Here is a 23130-nt window from a genome sequence, read left to right on the forward strand (position 1 = left end):
AGGGTTTCTGTTATTTAGCATCTCCTGCTGCGCGACTTTTCGCCGCAGCATAATATTTCGAAACACTTGCTATTTACGCCGTTGATATGATGAAAAATCGCGAAGAAAAATTTATGGCTTAGGTACAGATTTAATTGCGTGTTCTATGCTTGAAATGAGACGCTCCATACAGAGAGTGTCGTTAACAACGAGGGCGCGCTAATGGCTACGATTGACTCAATGAATAAGGATTCTATTCGTCTGAGCGATGGACCCGACTGGACTTTCGAACTGCTGGATGATTACCTGGCGGAGATTGACCGGGTGGCGAAACTTTATCGGCTGGATACCTATCCGCACCAAATCGAAGTGATCACCTCAGAGCAGATGATGGACGCTTACTCCAGCGTCGGCATGCCGATCAATTACCCTCACTGGTCGTTCGGGAAGAAATTTATCGAAACTGAGCGGCTTTATAAACATGGGCAACAAGGGCTGGCCTACGAGATAGTCATCAACTCTAACCCCTGCATCGCTTATCTGATGGAAGAGAACACCATTACCATGCAGGCGCTGGTGATGGCGCACGCCTGCTATGGGCACAACTCTTTCTTTAAAAACAATTACTTATTCAAAAGCTGGACCGATGCCAGCTCAATCGTCGACTACCTGATTTTCGCGCGCAAATACATCACCGATTGCGAAGAACGCTACGGTGTGGACGAAGTGGAAAAGTTACTCGACTCGTGCCACGCGCTGATGAACTACGGCGTGGATCGCTACAAACGTCCGCAGAAAATCTCGTTGCAGGAGGAGAAAGCACGGCAGAAAAGCCGTGAAGAGTATCTGCAAAGCCAGGTGAATATGCTGTGGCGTACGCTGCCCAAACGCGAAGAAGAAATAACCATCGCGCAGGCGCGTCGCTACCCGGCGGAGCCGCAGGAAAACTTGCTCTACTTTATGGAAAAAAACGCGCCGTTACTGGAGTCGTGGCAACGCGAGATCCTGCGTATCGTGCGTAAAGTGAGCCAGTACTTCTATCCGCAAAAACAGACGCAGGTGATGAACGAAGGATGGGCGACGTTCTGGCACTACACCATCCTTAACCACCTGTATGACGAAGGCAAAGTGACCGACCGCTTTATGCTGGAATTTTTGCACAGCCACACCAACGTGGTGTTCCAGCCGCCCTATAACAGCCCGTGGTACAGCGGCATTAACCCGTATGCGCTGGGCTTTGCGATGTTTCAGGATATTAAGCGTATTTGCCAGTCGCCAACGGATGAGGACCGTTACTGGTTCCCGGATATTGCCGGTTCGGACTGGCTGGAAACGCTGCATTTCGCGATGCGCGATTTCAAAGATGAGAGCTTTATCAGCCAGTTTATGTCGCCGAAGATCATGCGTGATTTCCGCTTCTTTACCGTTCTGGATGATGACCGTAACAATTATCTTGAGATTGCCGCTATCCATAATGAAGAGGGTTACCGGGAGATCCGCTCGAAACTCTCCTCGCAATACAATCTCAGCAACCTTGAGCCCAACATCCAGGTGTGGAATGTGGATCTGCGCGGCGACCGTTCACTGACGCTGCGCTATATTCCGCACAACCGTGCGCCGCTGGATAAGGGGCGCCGCGAAGTGCTGAAACATGTGCATCGTTTATGGGGTTTTGATGTGTTGCTGGAACAGCAAAACGAAGATGGCAGTGTGGAGTTGCTGGAGCGTTGTCCGCCGCGCGCCAACAGCCTGTAATGAAAAACCCCTCTGTTGAGGGGTTTTCTTTGCTTATCGGCTTTGTAAGGCTAAATCACCCGGCATCGTTTTCTGCATCCGATGCCAGATCTCACCACTATCATGACCATAGCGGCGCACAACTTCGTAGACTTTGTCATGCTGCGCCTGTTCGCACACTTGCGCCAGCTGGTGGTAGAAACCGAGCGCCAGGCTGCGGGCTTCCGGGCTTGAGAAATAGTGGCGACCAATTCGCGTATACAACCCTTTCATGCCGTTAAGGATCAAACCATAAATTGGGTTACCGGACGCAAAGGCCAGACCGCGGAAAATGTTGTAATCGAGGTCAGCGAAGGCATCAGCATGATCTTCAACTTCACGCGCGCTGGCCAGTACTTTCAGCGCGTCTTCCGGATGCTGACGAAACGCGGTGCGAATAAAAATCGTGGAAATGTTGGTACGCACTGAAAGCAGATTATCGATCAGTTGCGGAACACTCTCGTGATCCAGACGCGCCAGCGTTTCCAGAATATTCAGCCCGGAGGTTTCCCAGAAGTTGTTCACTTTCGTCGGCTTGCCGTGCTGAATTGTCAGCCAGCCATCACGGGCGAGGCGCTGTAAAACTTCACGCAATGTGGTACGAGTGACGCCAATCAGTTCAGAGAGTTCGCGTTCAGCCGGAAGAATCGACCCCGGAGGGAAGCGACTATTCCAGATACTTTCAATGATGTACTCTTCCGCGAAACCCGCCGGGCTCTGCGCCTTAATGACCATAGAGAGATTTCCATTACACAGCTAAGCAAAGGACACTCATCATACCAGACCGCACCCGGTGCAGGTAGCGTACCTCATGAAGAAAAAAGGGGATCGGGGATCCATTTTGGCGATTTAACAACGCTTATCCGCAATAGTAACAGGGCTTTGATGCGCAATATTTACCCCGCAGCACGGAGGATATTTTGTTGCGTAAATGGCAGCACTTTGTTGCCAGGTTTGACTTTTCGCATGATAAACATTCGATTACGCATTATTTTCTTGCCCGCTAGTGGCCTGCGCAATGATTTCGTTTACACTGCTTTGTCTACGCATCTCCCAGGGAAATGATTATGTTGCGATATTTAAACGGGTGCTCACGCGGGCGCGGCGCCTGGCTTTTGATGGCGCTAACAGCGTTTGCGCTGGAAATGGTCGCATTGTGGTTCCAGCATGTCATGCTGCTTAAACCTTGCGTCCTGTGCATTTATGAACGCAGTGCGCTCTTTGGCGTAATGGGCGCGGGTATTGTCGGGGCGATTGCGCCGAAAACACCATTACGTTATGTCGCTCTGGCTATCTGGATCTACAGCGCGTGGCGCGGCATCCAGCTGGCCTGGGAACATACCATGATCCAGTTACATCCTTCGCCGTTTATGACCTGCGATTTTGCCGCTCGTTTTCCGGGCTGGCTGCCGCTGGATAAATGGCTGCCGCAGGTGTTTGTCGCTTCTGGCGACTGTGCCGAGCGCCAGTGGTCATTCCTGACGCTGGAAATGCCACAATGGTTGCTGGGCATTTTTGTCGCCTATCTGGTTGTTGCACTGCTGGTGCTGATTGCCCAGCCGTTCAAACCGAAAAAACGCGACCTGTTTGGTCGCTAACAGAACGCTCCTTCGGGAGCGTTTTTTTTGACTGATTCAGGATGAAGGCAACTTCCGCAAAGATGAATACTGGCAGGGAAAAGGACGATTCGGGTGGCTGGAGTTATCGCACTTATTTACTTCGCTTCAGGTACGCTCTTTTTTACGCAGAAGATCAGGCTGTTCGCCATTGTCTCTTCTTTTATTCTCTATATTGCTCTGCATATCGCTGCTGCCAGTACGCTTCTTAGCGGGCTGTTGCTGGCCTCTTTGCTCATCACGTTCGTCATCTTACCGACCCTGAAGCGCCCACGTACACGAAGGCGGTTCTCCACTTTTCCCTGCCCTGCTGGCGGCTGACTGTCCCGGTTATGTATGACGTTTTTGTTAGTCAGCCCATTCCGGCTTATTAAGGACAGGCAGTAGTTAATTTTGATACTGCGTTGAAGTGAAAAGAAAGCAGGTAAAAAGCAATGCATTAGCGCAAGACGAATCGACACCTTCAGCGGTTTTGAGTTGTTTTGCGCTAATTTTTTGCCCCATTTATCATATCACTGGGTTGTCATCGAACTCGCTGGTGCGTGCGTCGTTGATGATGTAGGTGATCATTCCTTTAAAGACCAGTCGGCCATCGAAATCCTCATCGTCTCATCCAGATAGCACATCGCTATCTCCCCGACTACTGGCGTGGCCGACATATCAGAACCAGCAAAGCCCCCCTTATTTATCGCTTCACGGCGGGACTCGCTGCCGACGCGCAGGAAGTACGTCGCGGAAGGCACGCGAATCAGCTCATGGTCGAGCAATATCTTCTCATCCATGTAATCAGCAGCTGGCGAAGGAAAGCCCATAACAGAGCCCTCCGTTCGGGTTGAACTAGAAAAAGATACAGTCCAGGCCTCAAGAGGTCGACGCATCGCGGTATGTGCGGGCGTACGTCCTGACCCACCGGTTGCCCTCGGCAAGTGACAAGTGATGATTCAGGTCCGCCAGGTTTCACACGTTCGTCCTAACAACCTTCCGACCCAAAGGCTCGCGGGTTACTGACTTGTAGAGAGCGGTGATCTTATCATCTTAGCGCGGCATGGCTTCTCCCTTGCACTAACACTGTATATAAACAGCGCAATCCATAAGGTTACATCTCAAAAATGCAAATCAAATTAGTTGCAAAGGCTATCGTTAGAATTAAAAGTAATGGCTACTTTATGTATTTATTGGTATTTTTTGACCAGCAGTCACCTAAGTTATAATTACAACGAACCTTGCGAGCGAACATAGACAAAGGCTGTCTATCGGATTATGCTTAATGAAAAATTTTATTTTGGTAAGTTCATGTTTCGATCAATTCAGATGCTTAGAGCTCTTGCTGTCTGGTTTGTAGTCCTCCATCATGTGAAGCAGATTGCATTCGCAGATCACTTCTCTAATTCCTTCATGGATAAGCTTGCTCACAAAGGCGCGGCAGGCGTTGATCTTTTTTTTATAATCAGTGGCTTTATCATTTATCAAACCATCTATACAAAGCGCGTTAGTGCCGCCCAGTTTGCGTTAAACAGAGTAATGCGCATTGTGCCTGCATACTGGTTATTTACCGGTATAGCTGCATTTTTTGCTCTTTACTTCAATGGTTTAATGTTTGCTACCACAACTAACCCGGAACTTCTAATAAGAAGCCTTCTTTTCTTGCCGACGGAAAGAACTGACATAATAGGTTATATTCCATTCCTTACAGTTGGGTGGACACTAAACTATGAAATGTTATTCTACCTTCTGGCATGTCTGGTAATTTTAACTTCCAGAAAACGCTTTATAGTGCTTATTTCCTTTGTGATAATTTTCAGCTACGAGTACCTTAAGCCATCATTATCAGCCATGCCATTTTATAGCAATGGCATGATGCTTGAATTCCTTCTTGGCGTTTTTGTCGCTGACTTCTATAAAAACGGTATGCTGGAAAAAATAAATCCATTAATTTTAAGCGGACTGTCGGTGGCTGCTTTGGTCTTCATTTACAATAGGCCTGAGGATCATGACATATTATATATTGGATTCCCTTGTGCGGTAGTGGTGGCATGTTTCGTAGGTCTTGAGTCATCAATCAAAGATAATAAGTTTACGAAAATATTTGTTAGACTTGGTGATTATTCCTACTCAACATATTTATGTCACGTTATCGTAATCTGCTCTCTTCTTTATGCTTTTAAAGAAGTTGATAACCGCGAATATATCGTTTCTATTCTTTGCGTCCCATTAACTTTGGCAGTTTCTTTTTTAAGCTACAAATTTATAGAGCGCCCTATAGGGAGTCTATCCAAACACATACTTAAGAAGTCCCCTCCTGTAATAGCATAACATTAGCGGCAGCTATTATAACTGCCGCTAATGTATTAATAACCCCAAAAATCCCCGAAAGTGATGTTTTAGTTATGCCGGATGGCAATTCCCCATCATAGGTTCTGATGATGACCTGCCCACGGGATTAGATACAACCTTCAGTTAGTAATATCGGTTGGTTTTTTTTCATATTTCCTGTTTCGCCAGTCCGTTGCGAATTCAGCTGGTGTCTGGTAATCCAGTGATGAATGGGGACGACACTCGTTATAATCCTGCCGCCAGTCATTAATCGTTTTCCGGGCATGAAGAATATCGCTGAACCAGTGTTCATTCAGACACTCATCGCAAAAACGTCCGTTAAAACTCTCAATAAATCCGTTCTGCGTTGGCTTACCTGGCTGGATAAGCCGTAGTTCCACACTATGCTCAAAGGCCCAGTGATCGAGCGCGCGGCAGGTAAATTCCGGGCCCTGATCGGTTCTTATTGTCGTCGGATACCCCCGAAACAACGCGATGCTGTCCAGAATACGCGTGACCTGAACGCCTGAAATACCGAAAGCAGCGCTGATCGTCAGACACTCCTTCGTGAAATCATCCACACAGGTCAGGCATTTTATCCTGCGACCGTTGGCCAGTGCGTCCATAACGAAATCCATCGACCATGTCAGGTTCGGTGCATCCGGGCACAGAAGCGGAAACCGCTCGGTCGCCAGCCCTTTACGGCGCCATCTGCGTTTTACACTCAGTCCATTAAGGTGGTAAATACGGTATACCCGCTTGTGATTGACGTGAAGGCCCTCCCTACGCAGCAACTGCCAGATGCGCCGATAACCAAAACGTCTGCGTTCAAGCGCCAGCTCAGTAATACGCTCTGATAAATGTGCATCAGTAGCCGGACGCTGAGCATCATAACGGCAGGTCGACAGGGACAAACCTGTAAGCCGGCAGGCACGGCGTTGCGACAGACCGGTCGCATCACACATCAACACCACGGCTTCCCGCTTCTGGCCTGTCGTCAGTACTTTCGCCCCAGAGCCACCTGAAGCGCCTCCTTATCCAGCATGGCTTCGGCAGGCAGCTTCTTGAGCCTGGCGTTCTCTTCCTCAAGCGACTTCAGGCGCTTAACCTCGGGCACCTCCATACCGCCATACTTCTTGCGCCAGGTAATGGGATGGACTACCTCCTCCTCCTGCGGTTAACTGTACGAAATGTGCTCACCAGGAGAATCACCATGAATATCGTATTTCTGGGTATTGATCTGGCTAAAAATGTTTTTCAGCTCTGCGGATTAAACCAGGCCGGCAAACCGGTTTATACGAAACGCACTGGCCGAAAAGAATTACTCCTGACGCTGGCAAATATTCCAGCCTGTCTGATTGGGATCGAAGCGTCCACCGGGGCATTTTACTGGCAGCGTGAGTTTGAGAAACTGGGGCACAAAGTAAAGGTCATCAGTCCTCAGTATGTAAAACCCTTTGTCCGTGGGCAAAAAAATGACGGTAATGATGCACAGGCCATCGCAGTGGCTCTGATGCAACCGACAATGCAGTTCGTGCCGCCAAAAAGCCCTGAACAGCAGGATATCCAGGCTTTACACCGGGCAAGGCAGCGTATTGTTAACCACCGCACTGCGACAGTCTGTCAGATAAGAGGACTGTTACTTGACCGGGGGATCCCCATTGGCAATGCTGTCTCCAGAGCTCGCCGGGCTATTCCTCTTATCCTTGAAGATGCAGAAAACGGTCTAAGTTCCCGTATGCGCAGAACAATTGCGGAACTCTATGATCTCTTTAACGATCTCGAGCGTCGGATCCATTTTTTTGATAAGGAAATTGAAACAGTATTCAGGCAATCAGAAGCCTGCCAGCGTATCGCCAAAGTTAAAGGTATTGGCCCTAAAACGGCCACGGCCGTTGTTGCTGCTATTGGCAAAGGAACTGAATTTAAGAATGGCCGTCACTTTGCTGCATGGCTTGGTCTGGTTCCTCGCCAGCACTCGAGTGGCGACAGGCAGGTGCTGATGAATATGACGAAAAAAGGCGACAAGCATCTACGGACACTTTTTATTCATGGTGCCCGCGCTGTCGTCAGGGTTGCTACGAATAACAATGATGGTTATATGAATCAGTGGGTTAACCAGTTAAAGGAACGGCGCGGATTTAATAAAACGACCGTGGCGGTCGCTAACAAAAACGCGAGAATAATCTGGTCGATGCTGAGAAATGAGACCGAGTATCAGGTAGTGTGAAATTAATACCCTGTCAGCAAAAGTTGCAGCGTACTGAGAAATGGTTACAGGTTGCACCTGCACAATCGGAACCTGATTTTTATACTGGCCTCAGAGGCCGTCCAGTTGTTGAGGCGATTGTGTGCGGATTACCCATTTGGGCACAGATTTTCCTGATGCCGGATAGATGTAAGCAACAACCCAAAACCAGATTCAGTACTTGCAAAACGGAGGTAGTCCATAGATGTAAAAGGTGGCGTCGGAAATGGCGTGCTTACGGCAGAGCTCACGGACAGAAACCCCGGCTTCAGCCTCGCGGAGGATACTGATGATCTGTTCGTCGGAAAAACGCTTCTTCATGGGGATGTCCTCATGTGGCTTATGAAGACATTACTAACATCGCGGTGTATTAATCAACGGGGAGCAGGTCACACTATCATTGCCGAGCAGCGCACCAGGCAAATACTCAGCGTTAACGATCGTTTGGCTCGGATGAAGGGCAAGAGAACTGACATTACTGTAACTGAATGGCTCGATAAATATATCGCTGTCCAGGAGGATCGGTTCCAGCATAAAGAGTTAAGGCTCAATTCGTTAAAACAAAAAAATAAACCTGTTCGTTTATTTCGTGAGCATTGCGGGATGCAGCATTTAAAAGATATCTCAGCACTGGATATTGCAGAGATTATCGATGCCGTAAAAGCTGAAGGCCATAACCGCATGGCTCAAGTGGTTCGCATGGTACTTATCGACGTGTTCAAGGAAGCACAGCATAGCGGTCACGTGCCGCCGGGATTTAACCCGGCACTTGCTACTAAACAGCCGAGAAACAGAATTCAGCGGCAACGCTTATCTCTTGAAGAGTGGAACACTATATTTCTGGCAGCGGAAAAGCAGGAGCCATATCTCCAGTGTGGGATGTTACTTGCTATTGTCACTGGACAACGGCTTGGCGATATCAGCAATATGAAATTCACTGATATTTGGGACGATATGTTACATGTGGAGCAGGAAAAAACAGGTTCACGGCTGGCTATCCCACTGGATTTAAAATGTGAAGCTATTGGGCTTTCTCTTCGGGAAGTAATATCTAAATGCCGCGATGCAGTTGTCAGTAAATATTTGGTGCATTTCAGACATACCACCTCACAGGCAAAAAGAGGGGATCGTGTTTCAGGGAATGCCTTAACAACCACGTTTAAAAAAGCGCGAGATAAATGCGGACTGGAATGGACTAAAGGAGAAGCACCTACATTTCATGAACAGCGTTCTCTTTCGGAAAGGCTATATAGAGAACAAGGTCTCGATACACAGAAATTATTGGGGCATAAATCAAGAAAAATGACCGATAAATATAATGACGATCGCGGTAAAGACTGGACAATTGTCAGTACGAAAACGGGTTAATTTCCGTCCAGTTTTGGGGAAGGGTTTTGGGGAAAGTTTTGGGGAAGAATTTCTCAGAGCCGAAAAAAACGGGAACCAACCGGCTCCCGTTCTTGTTTAACCCGCAAGGCGGATTACATGTTCGCGATAATCGCGTCGCCAAACTCTGAACATTTCAGCAGTTTAGCGCCTTCCATCAGACGTTCAAAATCGTAGGTCACGGTTTTGGCGTTAATCGCGCCGCTCATGCCTTTAACGATCAGGTCAGCCGCTTCAGTCCAGCCCATGTGACGCAGCATCATCTCTGCGGAAAGGATCACAGAACCCGGGTTCACTTTGTCCTGACCTGCGTACTTCGGCGCCGTGCCGTGTGTGGCTTCGAACAGCGCACACTCGTCGCCAATGTTCGCACCAGGAGCGATACCGATACCACCAACTTGCGCCGCCAGGGCGTCGGAGATGTAGTCACCGTTCAGGTTCATACAAGCGATAACGTCATATTCTGCCGGGCGCAGCAGGATCTGTTGCAGGAACGCATCGGCAATAACATCTTTAATGATGATCTCTTTACCGGTTTTCGGGTTCTTGATTTTCTGCCACGGACCGCCATCGATCAGCTCGCCGCCGAACTCTTCGCGTGCCAACTGGTAACCCCAGTCTTTGAACGCGCCTTCGGTGAACTTCATGATGTTGCCTTTGTGCACCAGCGTTACAGAATCACGATCGTTAGTGATTGCGTATTCAATCGCGGCGCGCACCAGGCGCTTGGTGCCTTCTTCGGAGCACGGTTTGATGCCGATACCACAATGTTCCGGGAAGCGAATTTTCTTCACGCCCATCTCTTCACGCAGGAATTTGATCACTTTCTCTGCCTCGGCAGAGTCGGCTTTCCACTCGATACCCGCGTAAATATCTTCTGAGTTTTCACGGAAGATGACCATGTCGGTCAGTTCCGGATGTTTTACCGGGCTCGGCGTGCCATCGTAGTAACGTACCGGGCGCAGGCAGATGTACAGATCCAGTTCCTGGCGCAGCGCAACGTTCAGGGAACGGATGCCGCCGCCAACTGGCGTGGTCAGGGGGCCTTTAATCGCAACGCGATACTCACGAATCAGATCAAGTGTTTCAGGCGGCAGCCAGACGTCCTGGCCGTAAACATGGGTAGATTTCTCACCGGTATAAATTTCCATCCAGGAAATTTTACGCTCGCCCTTATAGGCTTTCTCCACAGCGGCATCCACCACTTTCAGCATCGCCGGGGTCACGTCCACGCCGATACCGTCACCTTCAATGAACGGGATAATCGGGTTATTCGGAACGTTGAGCTTGCCATTTTGCAGGGTGATCTTTTTACCTTCCGCCGGAACAACTACTTTGCTTTCCATTCACCTCTCCTTCGAGCGCTTCTGGTTGTTTGCTCGCTGACTTCATGCCGGGGCGCTCAGACTGCGTCCGCTCACCTGTTACGTGATTCACACAGAGCAAACCGTTTTTGTTAATGAATTGTAATGAGCCCGAACATACTAACCGATACTCAGGCTCCATGAAAGGCAATCGTGATTCAGCTATAATGCGGCAATTGATAACTACTGAAAATACCATGAACAAAACTTCTTTTAGAAATCACCGCCTTAAGCGATTCAGCTCACGACAAGCCACCAGGTCTGAACCACAAAACCAACCAAAACGCGTGATTCTGTTCAATAAACCCTACGATGTTTTGCCACAATTCACCGATGAAGCCGGACGTAGCACGCTGAAAGATTTTATTCCGGTACAGGGCGTTTACGCCGCAGGCCGCCTGGATCGCGACAGTGAAGGGCTGCTGGTGTTGACAAATGATGGCGCGCTACAGGCAAGCCTGACGCAACCGGGCAAACGTACCGGCAAAATCTATTACGTGCAGGTGGAAGGCGAACCGACACCGGCTGCAATTGAAGCGCTGCGCACCGGGGTAACGCTGAACGACGGCCCGACACTGCCTGCTGGCGTTGAGCGCGTAGAGGAGCCGGGCTGGCTGTGGCCGCGTAATCCCCCCATTCGCGAGCGCAAATCGATTCCTACCGCCTGGCTGAAAATCACCCTGTATGAGGGTCGTAACCGCCAGGTGCGGCGCATGACGGCGCATGTTGGCTTCCCTACCCTGCGCCTCATCCGCTACGCTATGGGAAACTACACGCTGGATAACCTCGCCACTGGCGAATGGCGTGACGCTTAATCAGGGAGGCTATGATGTTTAAACCCCATGTAACTGTCGCTTGCGTGGTACACGCGCAGGGTAAATTTCTGGTCGTCGAAGAAACCATTCGCGGCAAGGCGCTGTGGAATCAGCCCGCAGGCCACCTCGAAGCCGATGAAACCCTGCTGCAAGCGGCAAAGCGTGAGCTGTGGGAAGAGACGGGTATTCACGCCGAACCGCAACACTTTATCCGGATGCACCAGTGGCTGGCGCCGGATCGCACGCCGTTCCTGCGTTTTTTATTTACCGTCGAGCTTAACGAAATGTGCGCCACTGAACCCCATGACAGCGATATCGATTGCTGCCACTGGGTCACCGCAGACGAGATCCTGAACGCACGGAACCTGCGTTCGCCGCTGGTTGCGGAGAGCATTCGCTGCTACCAGACCGGCCAGCGTCTGCCGCTGGAAACCATCGCAGAATTTAACTGGCCGTTTACAGGGGATGCCTGAGCCGCCAGCCCGTGCTAGAATACGCCGCCCTGAAGTTCTTAGTCGCGAGTATTCTATGTCTGATAGCCCAAAAAAAGTGATCGTCGGCATGTCCGGCGGTGTCGACTCTTCCGTTTCCGCTTACCTGTTGCAACAACAAGGTTACAAGGTGGAAGGCCTGTTCATGAAGAACTGGGAAGAGGATGACGGCGAGGAATACTGCACTGCGGCGGCGGATCTTGCCGACGCGCAGGCCGTTTGCGACAAGCTCGGCATTCAGCTTCACACCGTCAATTTTGCCGCAGAATACTGGGACAACGTGTTCGAGCATTTCCTGGCTGAATATAAAGCTGGACGTACGCCGAACCCGGATATTCTGTGCAACAAAGAGATCAAATTTAAAGCCTTCCTTGAGTTCGCCGCCGAAGATTTGGGCGCCGACTATATTGCCACCGGCCACTACGTGCGCCGCGCCGACGTTGACGGCAAAAGCCGTCTGCTGCGCGGTCTTGATGGCAATAAGGATCAGAGCTACTTCCTGTATACGCTCGGTCACGAGCAAATCGCGCAGAGCCTGTTCCCGGTTGGCGAACTTGAAAAACCGCAGGTGCGTAAAATCGCCGAAGAGCTGGGGTTGATTACAGCGAAGAAAAAAGACTCGACCGGTATCTGCTTTATTGGCGAGCGTAAATTCCGCGAATTCCTTGGCCGCTATCTGCCCGCCCAGCCGGGTAAAATCCTTACCGTCGACGGGGAAGAGATCGGCGAGCACCAGGGTTTGATGTATCACACGCTCGGCCAGCGTAAAGGGCTGGGTATCGGCGGCACTAAAGAAGGCAGCGAAGAGCCGTGGTACGTGGTCGATAAAGATGTTGAAAACAACATTCTGATTGTCGCCCAGGGTCATGAACACCCGCGCCTGATGTCTGTCGGGCTGATCGCTCAACAGCTGCACTGGGTCGATCGCGAGCCGCTGAAAGGTACGCTGCGCTGCACGGTAAAAACGCGTTATCGCCAGGAAGATATTCCCTGCACGGTTACCGCGCTGGATGATGATCGCATTGATGTCCGCTTCGATGCACCGGTTGCCGCCGTTACACCGGGGCAATCTGCGGTGTTCTACCTGGGCGAAGTGTGCCTCGGCGGCGGTATTATTGAGCAGCGCCTGCCGCTGCCCCTTTAAAAGACCTTTTGCACAACCGGACTGGCCAACGCCCGCAGCAGTGATGTCTGGCGGGCAGATAAAGGAGTGAGTGTGGCGAAGAACTATTACGATATTACCCTGGCGCTGGCGGGAATTTGCCAGTCGGCTCGACTGGTGCAGCAACTGGCGCACCAGGGACACTGCGACGCAGATGCGCTGCATGTCTCGTTAAATAGCGTAATCGACCTGAACCCGGACTCCACCTTAGGTGTCTTTGGCGGCAGCGAAACCAACCTGCGTACCGGGCTGGAAACGCTGCTCGGCGTGCTGAACGCCAGCAACCGCCAGGGGCTGAACGGTGAGCTGACCCGTTACACGCTCAGTATGATGGTGCTGGAGCGCAAGCTCGCCGCCAGCAAAGGCGCGATGGAGACGCTCGGTAACCGCATCGCCGGTTTGCAGCGCCAGTTAGAGCATTTTGACCTGCAGTCAGAAACGCTGCTGAGCGCAATGGCCGCCATCTATGTAGACGTTATCAGCCCGCTGGGACCGCGTATTCAGGTCACCGGCTCGCCTGCCGTGCTGCAAAGCCCGCAGGTGCAGGCGAAAGTCCGCGCCACCTTGCTGGCCGGTATCCGCGCTGCGGTGCTGTGGCACCAGGTTGGCGGCGGTCGTCTACAGTTAATGTTTTCCCGAAATCGCCTGTCGACGCAGGCCAAACAAATTCTCGCTCATTGTTAACCTCCCGGAGTTGTGACTTATGGAATTATCCTCCCTGACCGCCGTTTCCCCTGTCGATGGACGTTACGGCGATAAAGTCAGCGCACTGCGTGGCATCTTCAGCGAATTCGGTTTGCTGAAATTTCGCGTTCAGGTTGAAGTACGCTGGCTGCAAAAACTGGCGACCCACGCGGCGATCAAGGAAGTTCCTGCTTTTGCTGCCGACGCAAACGGTTACCTCGATAAAATCGTTGAAGACTTCAACGAAGAAGACGCCGCGCGCATCAAAACCATCGAACGCACCACCAACCATGACGTGAAAGCGGTGGAGTATTTCCTGAAAGAGAAAGTGGCAGGGATCCCGGCGCTGCACGCCGTTTCTGAATTTATCCACTTCGCTTGTACCTCAGAAGACATCAACAACCTGTCTCACGCGCTGATGCTGAAAACCGCGCGCGACGAAGTGATCCTGCCGTACTGGCGCAAGATCATCGAGGCGGTAAAAGATCTGGCCGTTCAGTACCGCGATATCCCGCTGCTTTCCCGTACCCACGGCCAGCCGGCAACGCCGTCGACGCTGGGTAAAGAGATGGCGAACGTGGCTTACCGCATGGAGCGCCAGTTCCGCCAGCTTAACCAGGTGGAAATTCTGGGCAAAATCAACGGTGCGGTCGGCAACTATAACGCCCATATCGCCGCTTACCCGGAAGTGGACTGGCATCAGTTCAGCGAAGAGTTTGTCACCTCGCTGGGTATTCAGTGGAACCCGTACACCACGCAGATTGAGCCGCATGACTATATTGCCGAGCTGTTTGACTGCATGGCGCGTTTCAACACGATCCTCATCGATTTCGACCGTGATATCTGGGGTTACATTGCGCTGAACCACTTCAAGCAGAAAACCATCGCCGGTGAAATTGGCTCTTCAACCATGCCGCACAAAGTTAACCCGATTGACTTTGAAAACTCAGAAGGCAACCTTGGGCTGTCCAACGCCGTGTTGCAGCATCTGGCCAGCAAATTGCCGGTTTCCCGCTGGCAGCGCGATCTGACCGATTCCACGGTGCTGCGTAACCTGGGTGTTGGTGTGGGTTATGCATTGATTGCCTACCAGTCAACGCTGAAAGGCGTGAGCAAACTGGAAGTGAACCGCGACCGCCTGCTTGATGAGCTGGATCATAACTGGGAAGTACTGGCCGAGCCGATCCAGACCGTCATGCGCCGCTACGGGATCGAAAAACCGTACGAAAAACTGAAAGAGCTGACGCGCGGTAAACGCGTTGATGCCGAAGGCATGAAGCAGTTTATCGATAGCCTGGCGCTGCCGGAAAACGAAAAAGAGCGCCTGAAAGCGATGACCCCGGCCAATTATATTGGTCGTGCCATCACTATGGTTGATGAATTGAAATAACCCCCCGCCGTTGCTGTTAGCCCTCTTTCCGCCGCGAAAGAGGGTTTCTTTCTCCCCCGGTTTAAGAAATGTTTATCCCCTGCGCACCACAATCAGCGTTAAACTATTTATATCAAAAATATATGGAGAGTTCTGACGATGCGCGTACTCGTTGTGGAAGATAATGCTCTGTTGCGTCACCATTTAAAGGTTCAGTTGCAGGAGTTAGGACATCAGGTCGACGCCGCAGAAGATGCAAAGGAAGCGGATTACTTTCTTAACGAACATCTGCCGGACATCGCCATTGTCGATCTCGGTCTGCCGGATGAAGATGGTCTGTCGCTGATCCGCCGCTGGCGCAGCCATGACGTCACGCTGCCGGTGCTGGTGCTTACCGCGCGTGAAGGCTGGCAGGATAAAGTGGAAGTGCTGAGCGCCGGTGCAGATGACTATGTCACCAAACCGTTCCACATCGAAGAAGTGGTGGCGCGTATCCAGGCGCTGATGCGCCGCAACAGCGGCCTCGCGTCTCAGTTGATCTCTATGCCGCCGTTTCAGGTCGATCTCTCCCGTCGCGAACTCTCTATTAATGACGACGTGGTAAAACTCACCGCTTTTGAATACACCATTATGGAAACGCTTATCCGCAACAGCGGCAAAGTGGTCAGCAAAGATTCGCTGATGCTGCAGCTTTACCCCGACGCTGAACTGCGCGAAAGCCACACAATCGACGTTTTGATGGGGCGGTTACGTAAGAAAATCCAGACGCTCTATCCTGACGACGTTATCACTACCGTGCGCGGCCAGGGCTACCTGTTCGAACTGCCGAAATGAGACGCCTGCTGCGGCATTTTCTGCCGCTCTCTCTGCGGGTTCGTTTTTTACTCGCCACGGCCGCCGTCGTGATGGTGCTTTCTCTGGCCTACGGTATGGTGGCGCTGGTGGGTTATAGCGTCAGCTTTGACAAAACGACCTTCCGCCTGCTGCGTGGCGAGAGCAACCTGTTTTATACCCTGGCGCACTGGGATAACAATAAACTCAGTGTGGATCTGCCTGACACCCTCAATTTGCAAAGCCCGACCGTGGCGCTGATTTACGATCAGCAGGGGAATCTTATCTGGTCGCAGAAAGACGTACCGTGGCTGCAAAATCTGATCGAGCCGGACTGGCTTACCGCTAACGGCTTTCATGAGATAGAAGCCGATGTCGATAACAGTAGTACGCTGGTTGATGACGATCACTCGATTGCCCAGAAGCTGAAAGAGATCCGCGAAGATGACAGCAGCTCAGAGATGACGCACTCGGTGGCGGTGAATATCTACCCGGCAACGGCACACATGCCGCAGTTAACCATTGTGGTGGTCGATACCATCCCCATTGAGCTTAAACGTTCTTATATGGTGTGGAGCTGGTTCGTTTACGTGCTCGCCGCCAACCTGCTGTTAGTGGTGCCGCTGTTGTGGCTGGCGGCGTGGTGGAGCTTGCGGCCGATTGAAGATCTGGCGCGCGAAGTGCGCGAGCTGGAAGAGCACCATCGAGAACAGCTCAACCCGGAAACCACCCGCGAGCTCACCAGTCTGGTGAGCAACCTCAATCGGTTGTTAAAAAGTGAACGCGAGCGGTACGACAAATACCGCACTACCCTGACCGATCTGACGCACAGCCTGAAAACGCCGTTAGCGGTGCTGCAAAGTACCCTGCGATCGCTGCGCGGCGAGAAAATGACCGTCAGCGATGCTGAGCCAGTGATGCTGGAGCAAATCAGCCGGATATCCCAGCAAATTGGCTACTACCTGCACCGGGCAACCATGCGCGGTTCCAGCGGTTTGCTCAGCCGTGAACTGCACCCGGTCGCGCCCCTGCTCGACAGCCTGACCTCGGCGCTGAATAAAGTGTATCAGCGCAAAGGCGTCAATATTACGCTCGATATTTCACCGGAAATCAGTTTTGTCGGCGAGAAAAACGACTTTATGGAAGTGATGGGCAACGTGCTGGATAACGCCTGCAAATACTGTCTGGAGTTTGTCGAAGTTTCTGCCCGGCAGACCGACGATACGCTGCATATTCTGGTGGAAGATGACGGGCCGGGAATTCCTGCGGCGAAACGCGAGATGGTGTTTGATCGCGGGCAGCGCGCCGACACGTTACGCCCCGGCCAGGGCGTCGGGCTTGCGGTGGCGCGAGAAATTGTTGATCAGTACGAAGGGCAGATCCTGACCGGTGAAAGCCTGCTCGGTGGCGCAAAAATGGAGGTAATTTTTGGCCGTCAGCAGACGATAACGGCCAACGATTGATCTTCCACCGTAACAACGCGGGCAAAAAGAACAAAAAGGAGCCATTACGGCTCCTTTTTACTTTTATGTCACATTGTTACGCAGACAAAATGACATATCAGCATTACTATGATCCTTTATTCAGCCACTGATTATTTGCCGGAAACGCATATGGAATATCACGTAGAGATAAACTGGCCAGACTTTATTCAACGCTACTGGCAAAAACGCCCGGTGGTGCTGAAGCGTGGCATTAAGAATTTCGTCGACCCGATAAGCCCCGATGAGCTGGCAGGGCTGGCAATGGAAAATGAAGTGGACAGCCGGCTGGTTAGCCACCTTGATGGCAAATGGCAGGTCGGGCACGGCCCTTTTGAAAGTTACGATCACCTGGGTGAGAGCAACTGGTCGCTGTTGGTGCAGGCGGTGAACCACTGGCATCAGCCGGCCGCCGCGTTGATGCGCCCGTTCCGGGTTCTGCCCGACTGGCGCACAGACGATCTGATGATCTCATTCTCCGTGCCCGGCGGCGGTGTTGGCCCGCATCTCGATCAGTATGATGTGTTTATCATTCAGGGAACCGGCCGTCGTCGCTGGCGTGTCGGCGAGAAAACGCCGCTCAAGCAGCACTGCCCGCATCCGGATCTGCTTCAGGTCGATCCGTTCGAGGCGATTATTGATGAAGAGATGGAGCCGGGCGATATTCTCTATATTCCGCCAGGATTTCCGCACGAAGGCTATTCGCTGGAAAACTCACTGAACTACTCGGTAGGTTTCCGTGCGCCAAGCGGTCGCGAGCTGATTAGCGGCTTCGCCGATTATGTTCTGCAACGCGAGCTGGGCAGCCAGCGTTACAGCGATCCGGACGTGCAGCTGCGCGACCATCCGGCAGATATTTTGCCGCACGAACTGGATAAACTGCGCGAAATGATGCTTGAGCTGATTAATCAACCGGAGCAGTTCAGGGAGTGGATGGGCGAATTTATCTCCCAGTCACGCCACGAACTGGATGTTGCGCCGCCAGAGCCGCCTTATCAACCGGATGAGATTTATGATGCGCTGCAACAAGGCGACAAACTGGTGCGCCTTGGCGGCCTGCGCGTGTTGCGAATCGGGGAAGATGTGTTCGCCAACGGCGAGCGGATCAACTCTCCCCATCGCCCGGCGCTGGAGGCACTCGCCAGCCATATCGTGCTGACGGGAGATCTGCTCGGCGATGCGCTGGAAGATCCCTCGTTCCTCGCCATGCTTGCGGCGCTGGTTAACAGCGGTTACTGGTTCTTTGAAGATTAATGCCTGAGGTTGCCCGGCGGTGCTTGCCACCGGGCAATATAAGAAGGTTTACTCAGCTTTGGCGGTCAGTTCGGCGATGCGTACAATCACCTGCACCGCTTTCTCCATCCCTTCCAGCGTCACAAATTCATGTTTACCGTGGTAGTTATAACCGCCGGTAAACAGGTTCGGACACGGTAATCCCATAAACGAGAGCTGCGCCCCGTCAGTGCCGCCGCGGATCGGTTTCAGATCGGGTTCAATATCGCAGTCGCGCATGGCCTGTTGCGCCACGTCCAGAATGTGCGGAAACTCGACCACTTTCTCGTGCATATTGTAGTAGCTGTCTTCAATCACCAGTTCGATATAGCAGTCCGGGTGCAGACCCTTGCCGACTTTTTTGGCGATCTCCATCATCTTACGTTTACGCGCTTCGAAGTTTTTGCGGTCAAAATCGCGGATGATGTAGTGCATGTCGGCGCGATCGACCGAGCCTTTAATGCTGGTGAGATGATAAAACCCTTCGTAGCCCTCGGTCTGTTCCGGACTCTCCTCTTCCGGCACCAGCGCGTGAATTTTGCTGGCGAGCGTCAAGGCGTTAACCATCACCCCTTTCGCCGTGCCGGGATGCACGTTGTTGCCAACAATTTTTATGTTCACCGACGCCGCGTTGAAGTTCTCAAACTCCAGCTCGCCCACGCCGCCGCCATCAACGGTATAGGCCCATTTCGCGCCGAATTTCTCCACGTCGAAATGCTTCGCCCCTTTGCCCACTTCTTCATCCGGCGTGAACGCGACGCAAATATCGCCATGCGGAATATTTTTCTTTTTCAGTACCGCCAGCGCGGTCATGATTTCGGCGACGCCGGCTTTATCATCCGCGCCAAGCAACGTTTTGCCGTCGGTGGTGATCAGCGTCTGGCCCAACATCTGGTGCAACACCGGGAACATCACCGGCGAGAGGATCTCATCGCCAATGCCCAGCGCAATATCGCCGCCGCGATAGTTTTCAACAATTTGCGGGTTAACATTTTTGCCGCTGTAATCCGGCGAGGTGTCGACATGAGAAATAAAACCAATGGCCGGAACCGGCGTTTGCACATTCGACGGCAGTTTCGCCATCACCGTGCCTTTGTCGCTTAATGTCACATTTTCCAGCCCCATCTCTTCCAGCTGGCTCTGAAGTAAACGCAGGAGCTTCCATTGGCCGTCTGTGCTTGGCACCTGGCGGACGCCGGGCTTAGATTGAGTATCCAGAGAAACGTACTGCAAAAAACGCTCTAATAATTTGTCCATGAAGCCCCCCTACAAAATGTCACAACATTATCAGTAAGCGCGAAAAGACAAATATTGCGTCAGGTCACTTTTACCCCGTAAACGGCAATATTTTCAAAATTGCGCGCGGCGTAGTCAGTATTGTTGAGAACATGCGGTGTTGCGCGGTCAAAGGAGAACAACAATTGGCGATTTCATGGGTTTGCCGTAGAATGCCAGCCCTAAAATCGTGCACAACCCTGAAGGTGGTTCATCACAAACCCCGCATCGGATATCACTTTTGATGCGCAAACACGGGACAGAGTAAATAATTGAACACACAATCGCGTTCGCGTTCACCGCTGGTGCAACTGGCTGGTATTCGCAAAAGCTTTGATGGCAAAAATGTCATTTCTGATTTTAATCTCACCATCAATAACGGCGAATTTCTGACGCTGCTTGGCCCTTCGGGCTGCGGTAAAACGACGGTTCTTCGCCTGATCGCCGGGCTCGAAAGCGTTGATGTCGGCCATATCCATCTTGATGCCCAGGATATCACCCACGTTCCGGCAGAACACCGCCATGTGAATACCGTCTTTCAAAGTTACGCCCTCTTCCCGCATATGACCGTGTTCGAAAACGTGGCATTTGGCCTGCGGATGCAAAAAACTCCGGCGCAAGAAATTCCCCCGCGCGTCACCGAAGCACTGCGTATGGTGCAGCTTGACGAGTTCGCCCAGCGTAAACCGCACCAGCTTTCTGGCGGCCAGCAACAGCGTGTCGCCATTGCCCGCGCGGTAGTGAATAAACCGCGCTTACTGCTGCTGGATGAGTCCCTCTCCGCGCTTGACTATAAGCTGCGCAAACAGATGCAGAACGAACTGAAAGCGTTGCAGCGCAAGCTTGGTATCACGTTTGTCTTTGTGACCCACGATCAGGAAGAAGCGCTGACCATGTCAGATCGCATCGTGGTGATGCGCGACGGGCGCATCGAGCAGGACGGCACGCCGCGCGAAATTTATGAAGAGCCGAAAAACCTGTTCGTCGCCAGCTTTATTGGTGAAATCAATATTTTCAGCGCCACGGTGATTGAGCGTCTGGACGACAGCCGCGTGCGGGCAAACGTCGAAGGTCGCGAGTGCAATATCCATGTCAACTTCGCGGTGGAAAAAGGCCAGCAGCTGAACGTGCTGCTTCGCCCGGAAGATCTGCGCGTCGAAGAGATCCATGATATTGCCGAAACCGAAGGGCTGATTGGCTACGTGCGCGAACGTAACTATAAAGGGATGACGCTGGAATCGATGGTCGAGCTGGAAAACGGCAAAATGGTGATGGTCAGCGAGTTCTTTAATGAAGACGACCCGGATTTTGACCATTCGCTGGACCAGAAAATGGCTATCAACTGGGTAGAGAGCTGGGAGGTCGTGCTGGCTGATGAAGAGTACAAGTAAATTCCAGAAGGGCGTGATCGCGACCATCGTCGGTTGGCTTGTACTGTTTGTTTTTCTGCCCAATCTGATGATCATCGCCACCAGCTTTTTGACCCGCGACGACGCTAACTTCGTCAAACTGGTCTTTACGCTGGATAACTACACCAGGCTGTTGGATCCGCTCTATTTCGACGTGCTGCTGCATTCGCTCAACATGGCGTTTATCGCCACGCTGATGTGTCTGGCGCTGGGTTATCCGTTTGCCTGGTTTCTGGCGAAACTGCCCGCCAAGGTGCGTCCGTTACTGCTGTTCTTGCTGATTGTCCCCTTCTGGACCAACTCACTGATCCGCATCTACGGGCTGAAAATTTTCCTCAGCACGAAAGGGTATCTCAACGAGTTCCTGCTATGGCTGGGCGTTATCGATACGCCGCTGCGCATTATGTTTACCCCCGGCGCGGTGATTATCGGGCTGGTCTACATTCTGCTGCCGTTTATGGTCATGCCGCTCTACTCCAGTATTGAAAAACTCGATAAACCGCTGCTGGAAGCGGCAAAAGATCTCGGTGCCAGCAAGTTGCAAACCTTTATCCGCATCATTATTCCGCTGACGATGCCGGGGATTGTCGCCGGTTGTTTGCTGGTGATGCTGCCGGCCATGGGGCTGTTCTACGTCTCGGATTTGATGGGTGGCGCAAAAAACCTGCTGGTCGGCAACGTGATTAAGAGCCAGTTTCTGAACATCCGCGACTGGCCGTTTGGGTCGGCAACCAGCATCACACTGACCATCGTGATGGGGCTGATGTTGCTGGTTTACTGGCGCGCCGCGCGATTGCTGAATAAAAAAGTGGAGCTCGAATGATCGGTCGACTGCTGCGCGGCGGTTTTATGACCGCGATTTACGCTTACCTTTATATCCCGATCATTATTTTGATCGTCAACTCCTTTAACAGCTCGCGCTTTGGCATCAACTGGCAGGGCTTTTCCACCCAGTGGTACAGCCTGTTGATGAATAACGACAGCCTGCTGCAGGCGGCGCAGCACTCGCTGACGATGGCGGTGCTGTCGGCAACGTTCGCGACGTTAATTGGCTCGCTGACTGCCGTGGCGCTTTACCGCTACCGTTTTCGCGGCAAACCATTTGTCAGCGGCATGCTGTTTGTGGTGATGATGTCGCCGGATATCGTAATGGCAATTTCCCTGCTGGTGCTGTTTATGCTGCTCGGCGTGCACCTGGGTTTCTGGTCGCTGCTGTTTTCGCATATCACCTTCTGTCTGCCGTTTGTGGTGGTCACGGTGTTCTCGCGGCTGAAAGGGTTTGATGTGCGGATGCTGGAAGCGGCCAAAGATCTGGGTGCCAGCGAGATGACCATCCTGCGCAAAATCATCCTGCCGCTGGCGATGCCTGCTGTCGCCGCAGGCTGGCTGCTGAGCTTTACCCTGTCGATGGATGACGTCGTGGTTTCCTCTTTCGTCACCGGGCCAGGATATGAAATTCTGCCGTTGAAGATCTACTCAATGGTCAAAGTCGGCGTATCGCCGGAAGTGAACGCGCTGGCGACGATCCTGCTGGTGCTGTCGCTGGTACTGGTGATTGCCAGCCAGTTGATTGCACGTGATACGACGAAAACAAAAAGCCTGCCTCGCCAGGCGTAATGGATGCAGCCAGTTCGGGCGGACAGCGCGCAGAAGCCGCAGAAC

At 52.1% G+C, this 23130-nt stretch carries 19 protein-coding genes and 4 pseudogenes; 17 read left to right on the forward strand and 6 right to left on the reverse strand.

Annotation, left to right across the window (positions count from 1 at the left end; translation table 11 throughout):
• Positions 1-201: 201 nt before the first annotated feature.
• Positions 202-1734, forward strand: a complete 1533-nt coding sequence (locus O3S68_RS07750; RefSeq protein ID WP_016495637.1) for a SpoVR family protein — start codon at positions 202-204, stop codon at positions 1732-1734.
• Between the two features lie 33 nt (positions 1735-1767).
• On the opposite strand, the gene fadR is transcribed toward O3S68_RS07750, so the two are convergent.
• Positions 1768-2487 (reverse strand): fatty acid metabolism transcriptional regulator FadR, encoded by a 720-nt coding sequence (gene fadR, locus O3S68_RS07755; protein WP_016495636.1) that lies wholly within the window; start codon positions 2485-2487, stop codon positions 1768-1770.
• Positions 2488-2819: 332 nt separating this feature from the next.
• On the opposite strand from fadR, the gene dsbB reads away from it, so the two are divergent.
• Positions 2820-3350, forward strand: a complete 531-nt coding sequence (dsbB, locus tag O3S68_RS07760) for a disulfide bond formation protein DsbB (protein WP_016495635.1) — start codon at positions 2820-2822, stop codon at positions 3348-3350.
• A gap of 93 nt (positions 3351-3443) precedes the next feature.
• Positions 3444-3689, forward strand: a complete 246-nt coding sequence (locus tag O3S68_RS07765; protein WP_269231204.1) for a hypothetical protein — start codon at positions 3444-3446, stop codon at positions 3687-3689.
• Positions 3690-3875: 186 nt separating this feature from the next.
• Here O3S68_RS07765 and O3S68_RS07770 read toward each other — a convergent pair.
• Positions 3876-4180: pseudogene (locus O3S68_RS07770) on the reverse strand (hypothetical protein).
• Between the two features lie 448 nt (positions 4181-4628).
• Between O3S68_RS07770 and O3S68_RS07775 the strand changes: the two are divergent.
• On the forward strand, positions 4629-5681 hold the full coding sequence (locus tag O3S68_RS07775; protein ID WP_016495633.1) for an acyltransferase family protein: 1053 nt from the start codon (positions 4629-4631) through the stop codon (positions 5679-5681).
• A 140-nt stretch (positions 5682-5821) separates the two neighbouring features.
• Here the strand turns inward: O3S68_RS07775 and O3S68_RS07780 are convergent.
• Positions 5822-6828, reverse strand: a pseudogene (locus O3S68_RS07780) (IS3 family transposase); the annotation flags it as partial.
• A gap of 66 nt (positions 6829-6894) precedes the next feature.
• On the opposite strand from O3S68_RS07780, the gene O3S68_RS07785 reads away from it, so the two are divergent.
• Positions 6895-7911 carry an IS110 family transposase gene (locus tag O3S68_RS07785; protein WP_269231205.1) on the forward strand — a complete coding sequence of 339 codons (1017 nt, stop codon included), beginning with the start codon at positions 6895-6897 and terminating at the stop codon, positions 7909-7911.
• A gap of 219 nt (positions 7912-8130) precedes the next feature.
• On the opposite strand, the pseudogene O3S68_RS07790 reads toward O3S68_RS07785, so the two are convergent.
• Positions 8131-8250, reverse strand: a pseudogene (locus tag O3S68_RS07790) (transposase); the annotation flags it as partial.
• 69 nt (positions 8251-8319) lie between these two features.
• On the opposite strand from O3S68_RS07790, the pseudogene O3S68_RS07795 reads away from it, so the two are divergent.
• Positions 8320-9297 (forward strand): annotated as a pseudogene (locus tag O3S68_RS07795) (tyrosine-type recombinase/integrase); the annotation flags it as partial.
• Between the two features lie 113 nt (positions 9298-9410).
• Here O3S68_RS07795 and icd read toward each other — a convergent pair.
• Positions 9411-10661, reverse strand: coding sequence for an NADP-dependent isocitrate dehydrogenase (gene icd / locus O3S68_RS07800; RefSeq protein WP_269231206.1), 1251 nt, complete (start codon positions 10659-10661; stop codon positions 9411-9413).
• A gap of 185 nt (positions 10662-10846) precedes the next feature.
• On the opposite strand from icd, the gene rluE reads away from it, so the two are divergent.
• The 8 genes from rluE to O3S68_RS07840 all read left to right on the forward strand — a co-directional run bounded on the left by rluE (position 10847) and on the right by O3S68_RS07840 (position 18766).
• Positions 10847-11494: a 23S rRNA pseudouridine(2457) synthase RluE gene (gene rluE / locus O3S68_RS07805; protein ID WP_044489834.1), complete on the forward strand. Its 648-nt coding sequence runs from the start codon at positions 10847-10849 to the stop codon at positions 11492-11494.
• A gap of 14 nt (positions 11495-11508) precedes the next feature.
• On the forward strand, positions 11509-11967 hold the full coding sequence (locus O3S68_RS07810; protein WP_269231672.1) for an NUDIX hydrolase: 459 nt from the start codon (positions 11509-11511) through the stop codon (positions 11965-11967).
• Positions 11968-12022: 55 nt separating this feature from the next.
• Positions 12023-13129 (forward strand): tRNA 2-thiouridine(34) synthase MnmA, encoded by a 1107-nt coding sequence (gene mnmA / locus O3S68_RS07815; protein WP_269231207.1) that lies wholly within the window; start codon positions 12023-12025, stop codon positions 13127-13129.
• A gap of 72 nt (positions 13130-13201) precedes the next feature.
• Positions 13202-13831, forward strand: a complete 630-nt coding sequence (gene hflD, locus O3S68_RS07820) for a high frequency lysogenization protein HflD (protein WP_020457488.1) — start codon at positions 13202-13204, stop codon at positions 13829-13831.
• Positions 13832-13850: 19 nt separating this feature from the next.
• A complete protein-coding gene (purB, locus tag O3S68_RS07825; RefSeq protein WP_020457487.1) occupies positions 13851-15221 on the forward strand; it encodes an adenylosuccinate lyase in 1371 nt (456 codons plus the stop codon).
• 138 nt (positions 15222-15359) lie between these two features.
• Positions 15360-16034: a two-component system response regulator PhoP gene (gene phoP, locus O3S68_RS07830; protein ID WP_017456462.1), complete on the forward strand. Its 675-nt coding sequence runs from the start codon at positions 15360-15362 to the stop codon at positions 16032-16034.
• Positions 16031-17494 carry a two-component system sensor histidine kinase PhoQ gene (gene phoQ, locus O3S68_RS07835; protein WP_020457486.1) on the forward strand — a complete coding sequence of 488 codons (1464 nt, stop codon included), beginning with the start codon at positions 16031-16033 and terminating at the stop codon, positions 17492-17494. The genes phoP and phoQ overlap by 4 nt, the downstream gene beginning before the upstream one ends.
• Positions 17495-17644: 150 nt before the next feature.
• Positions 17645-18766, forward strand: coding sequence for a ribosomal protein uL16 3-hydroxylase (locus O3S68_RS07840; protein ID WP_020457485.1), 1122 nt, complete (start codon positions 17645-17647; stop codon positions 18764-18766).
• 48 nt (positions 18767-18814) lie between these two features.
• On the opposite strand, the gene pepT is transcribed toward O3S68_RS07840, so the two are convergent.
• Entirely contained in the window at positions 18815-20041 is a 1227-nt protein-coding gene (pepT, locus tag O3S68_RS07845; protein ID WP_269231208.1) for a peptidase T, read from the reverse strand.
• A gap of 290 nt (positions 20042-20331) precedes the next feature.
• Here pepT and potA point away from each other — a divergent pair, with 290 nt between their 5' ends.
• The 3 genes from potA to potC are packed head-to-tail and all read left to right on the forward strand — an operon-like array spanning position 20332 to position 23085.
• Positions 20332-21450: a spermidine/putrescine ABC transporter ATP-binding protein PotA gene (gene potA / locus O3S68_RS07850; RefSeq protein ID WP_249882167.1), complete on the forward strand. Its 1119-nt coding sequence runs from the start codon at positions 20332-20334 to the stop codon at positions 21448-21450.
• Positions 21434-22291 (forward strand): spermidine/putrescine ABC transporter permease PotB, encoded by an 858-nt coding sequence (gene potB / locus O3S68_RS07855; RefSeq protein ID WP_097407906.1) that lies wholly within the window; start codon positions 21434-21436, stop codon positions 22289-22291. Before potA ends, potB begins: the two co-directional genes overlap by 17 nt.
• Positions 22288-23085 carry a spermidine/putrescine ABC transporter permease PotC gene (gene potC, locus O3S68_RS07860; protein WP_020457481.1) on the forward strand — a complete coding sequence of 266 codons (798 nt, stop codon included), beginning with the start codon at positions 22288-22290 and terminating at the stop codon, positions 23083-23085. The genes potB and potC overlap by 4 nt, the downstream gene beginning before the upstream one ends.
• The last annotated feature ends 45 nt before the right edge of the window (positions 23086-23130 follow it).

This window comes from Kosakonia sp. SOY2 (genome assembly GCF_027109175.1).
GTDB lineage: Bacteria > Pseudomonadota > Gammaproteobacteria > Enterobacterales > Enterobacteriaceae > Kosakonia.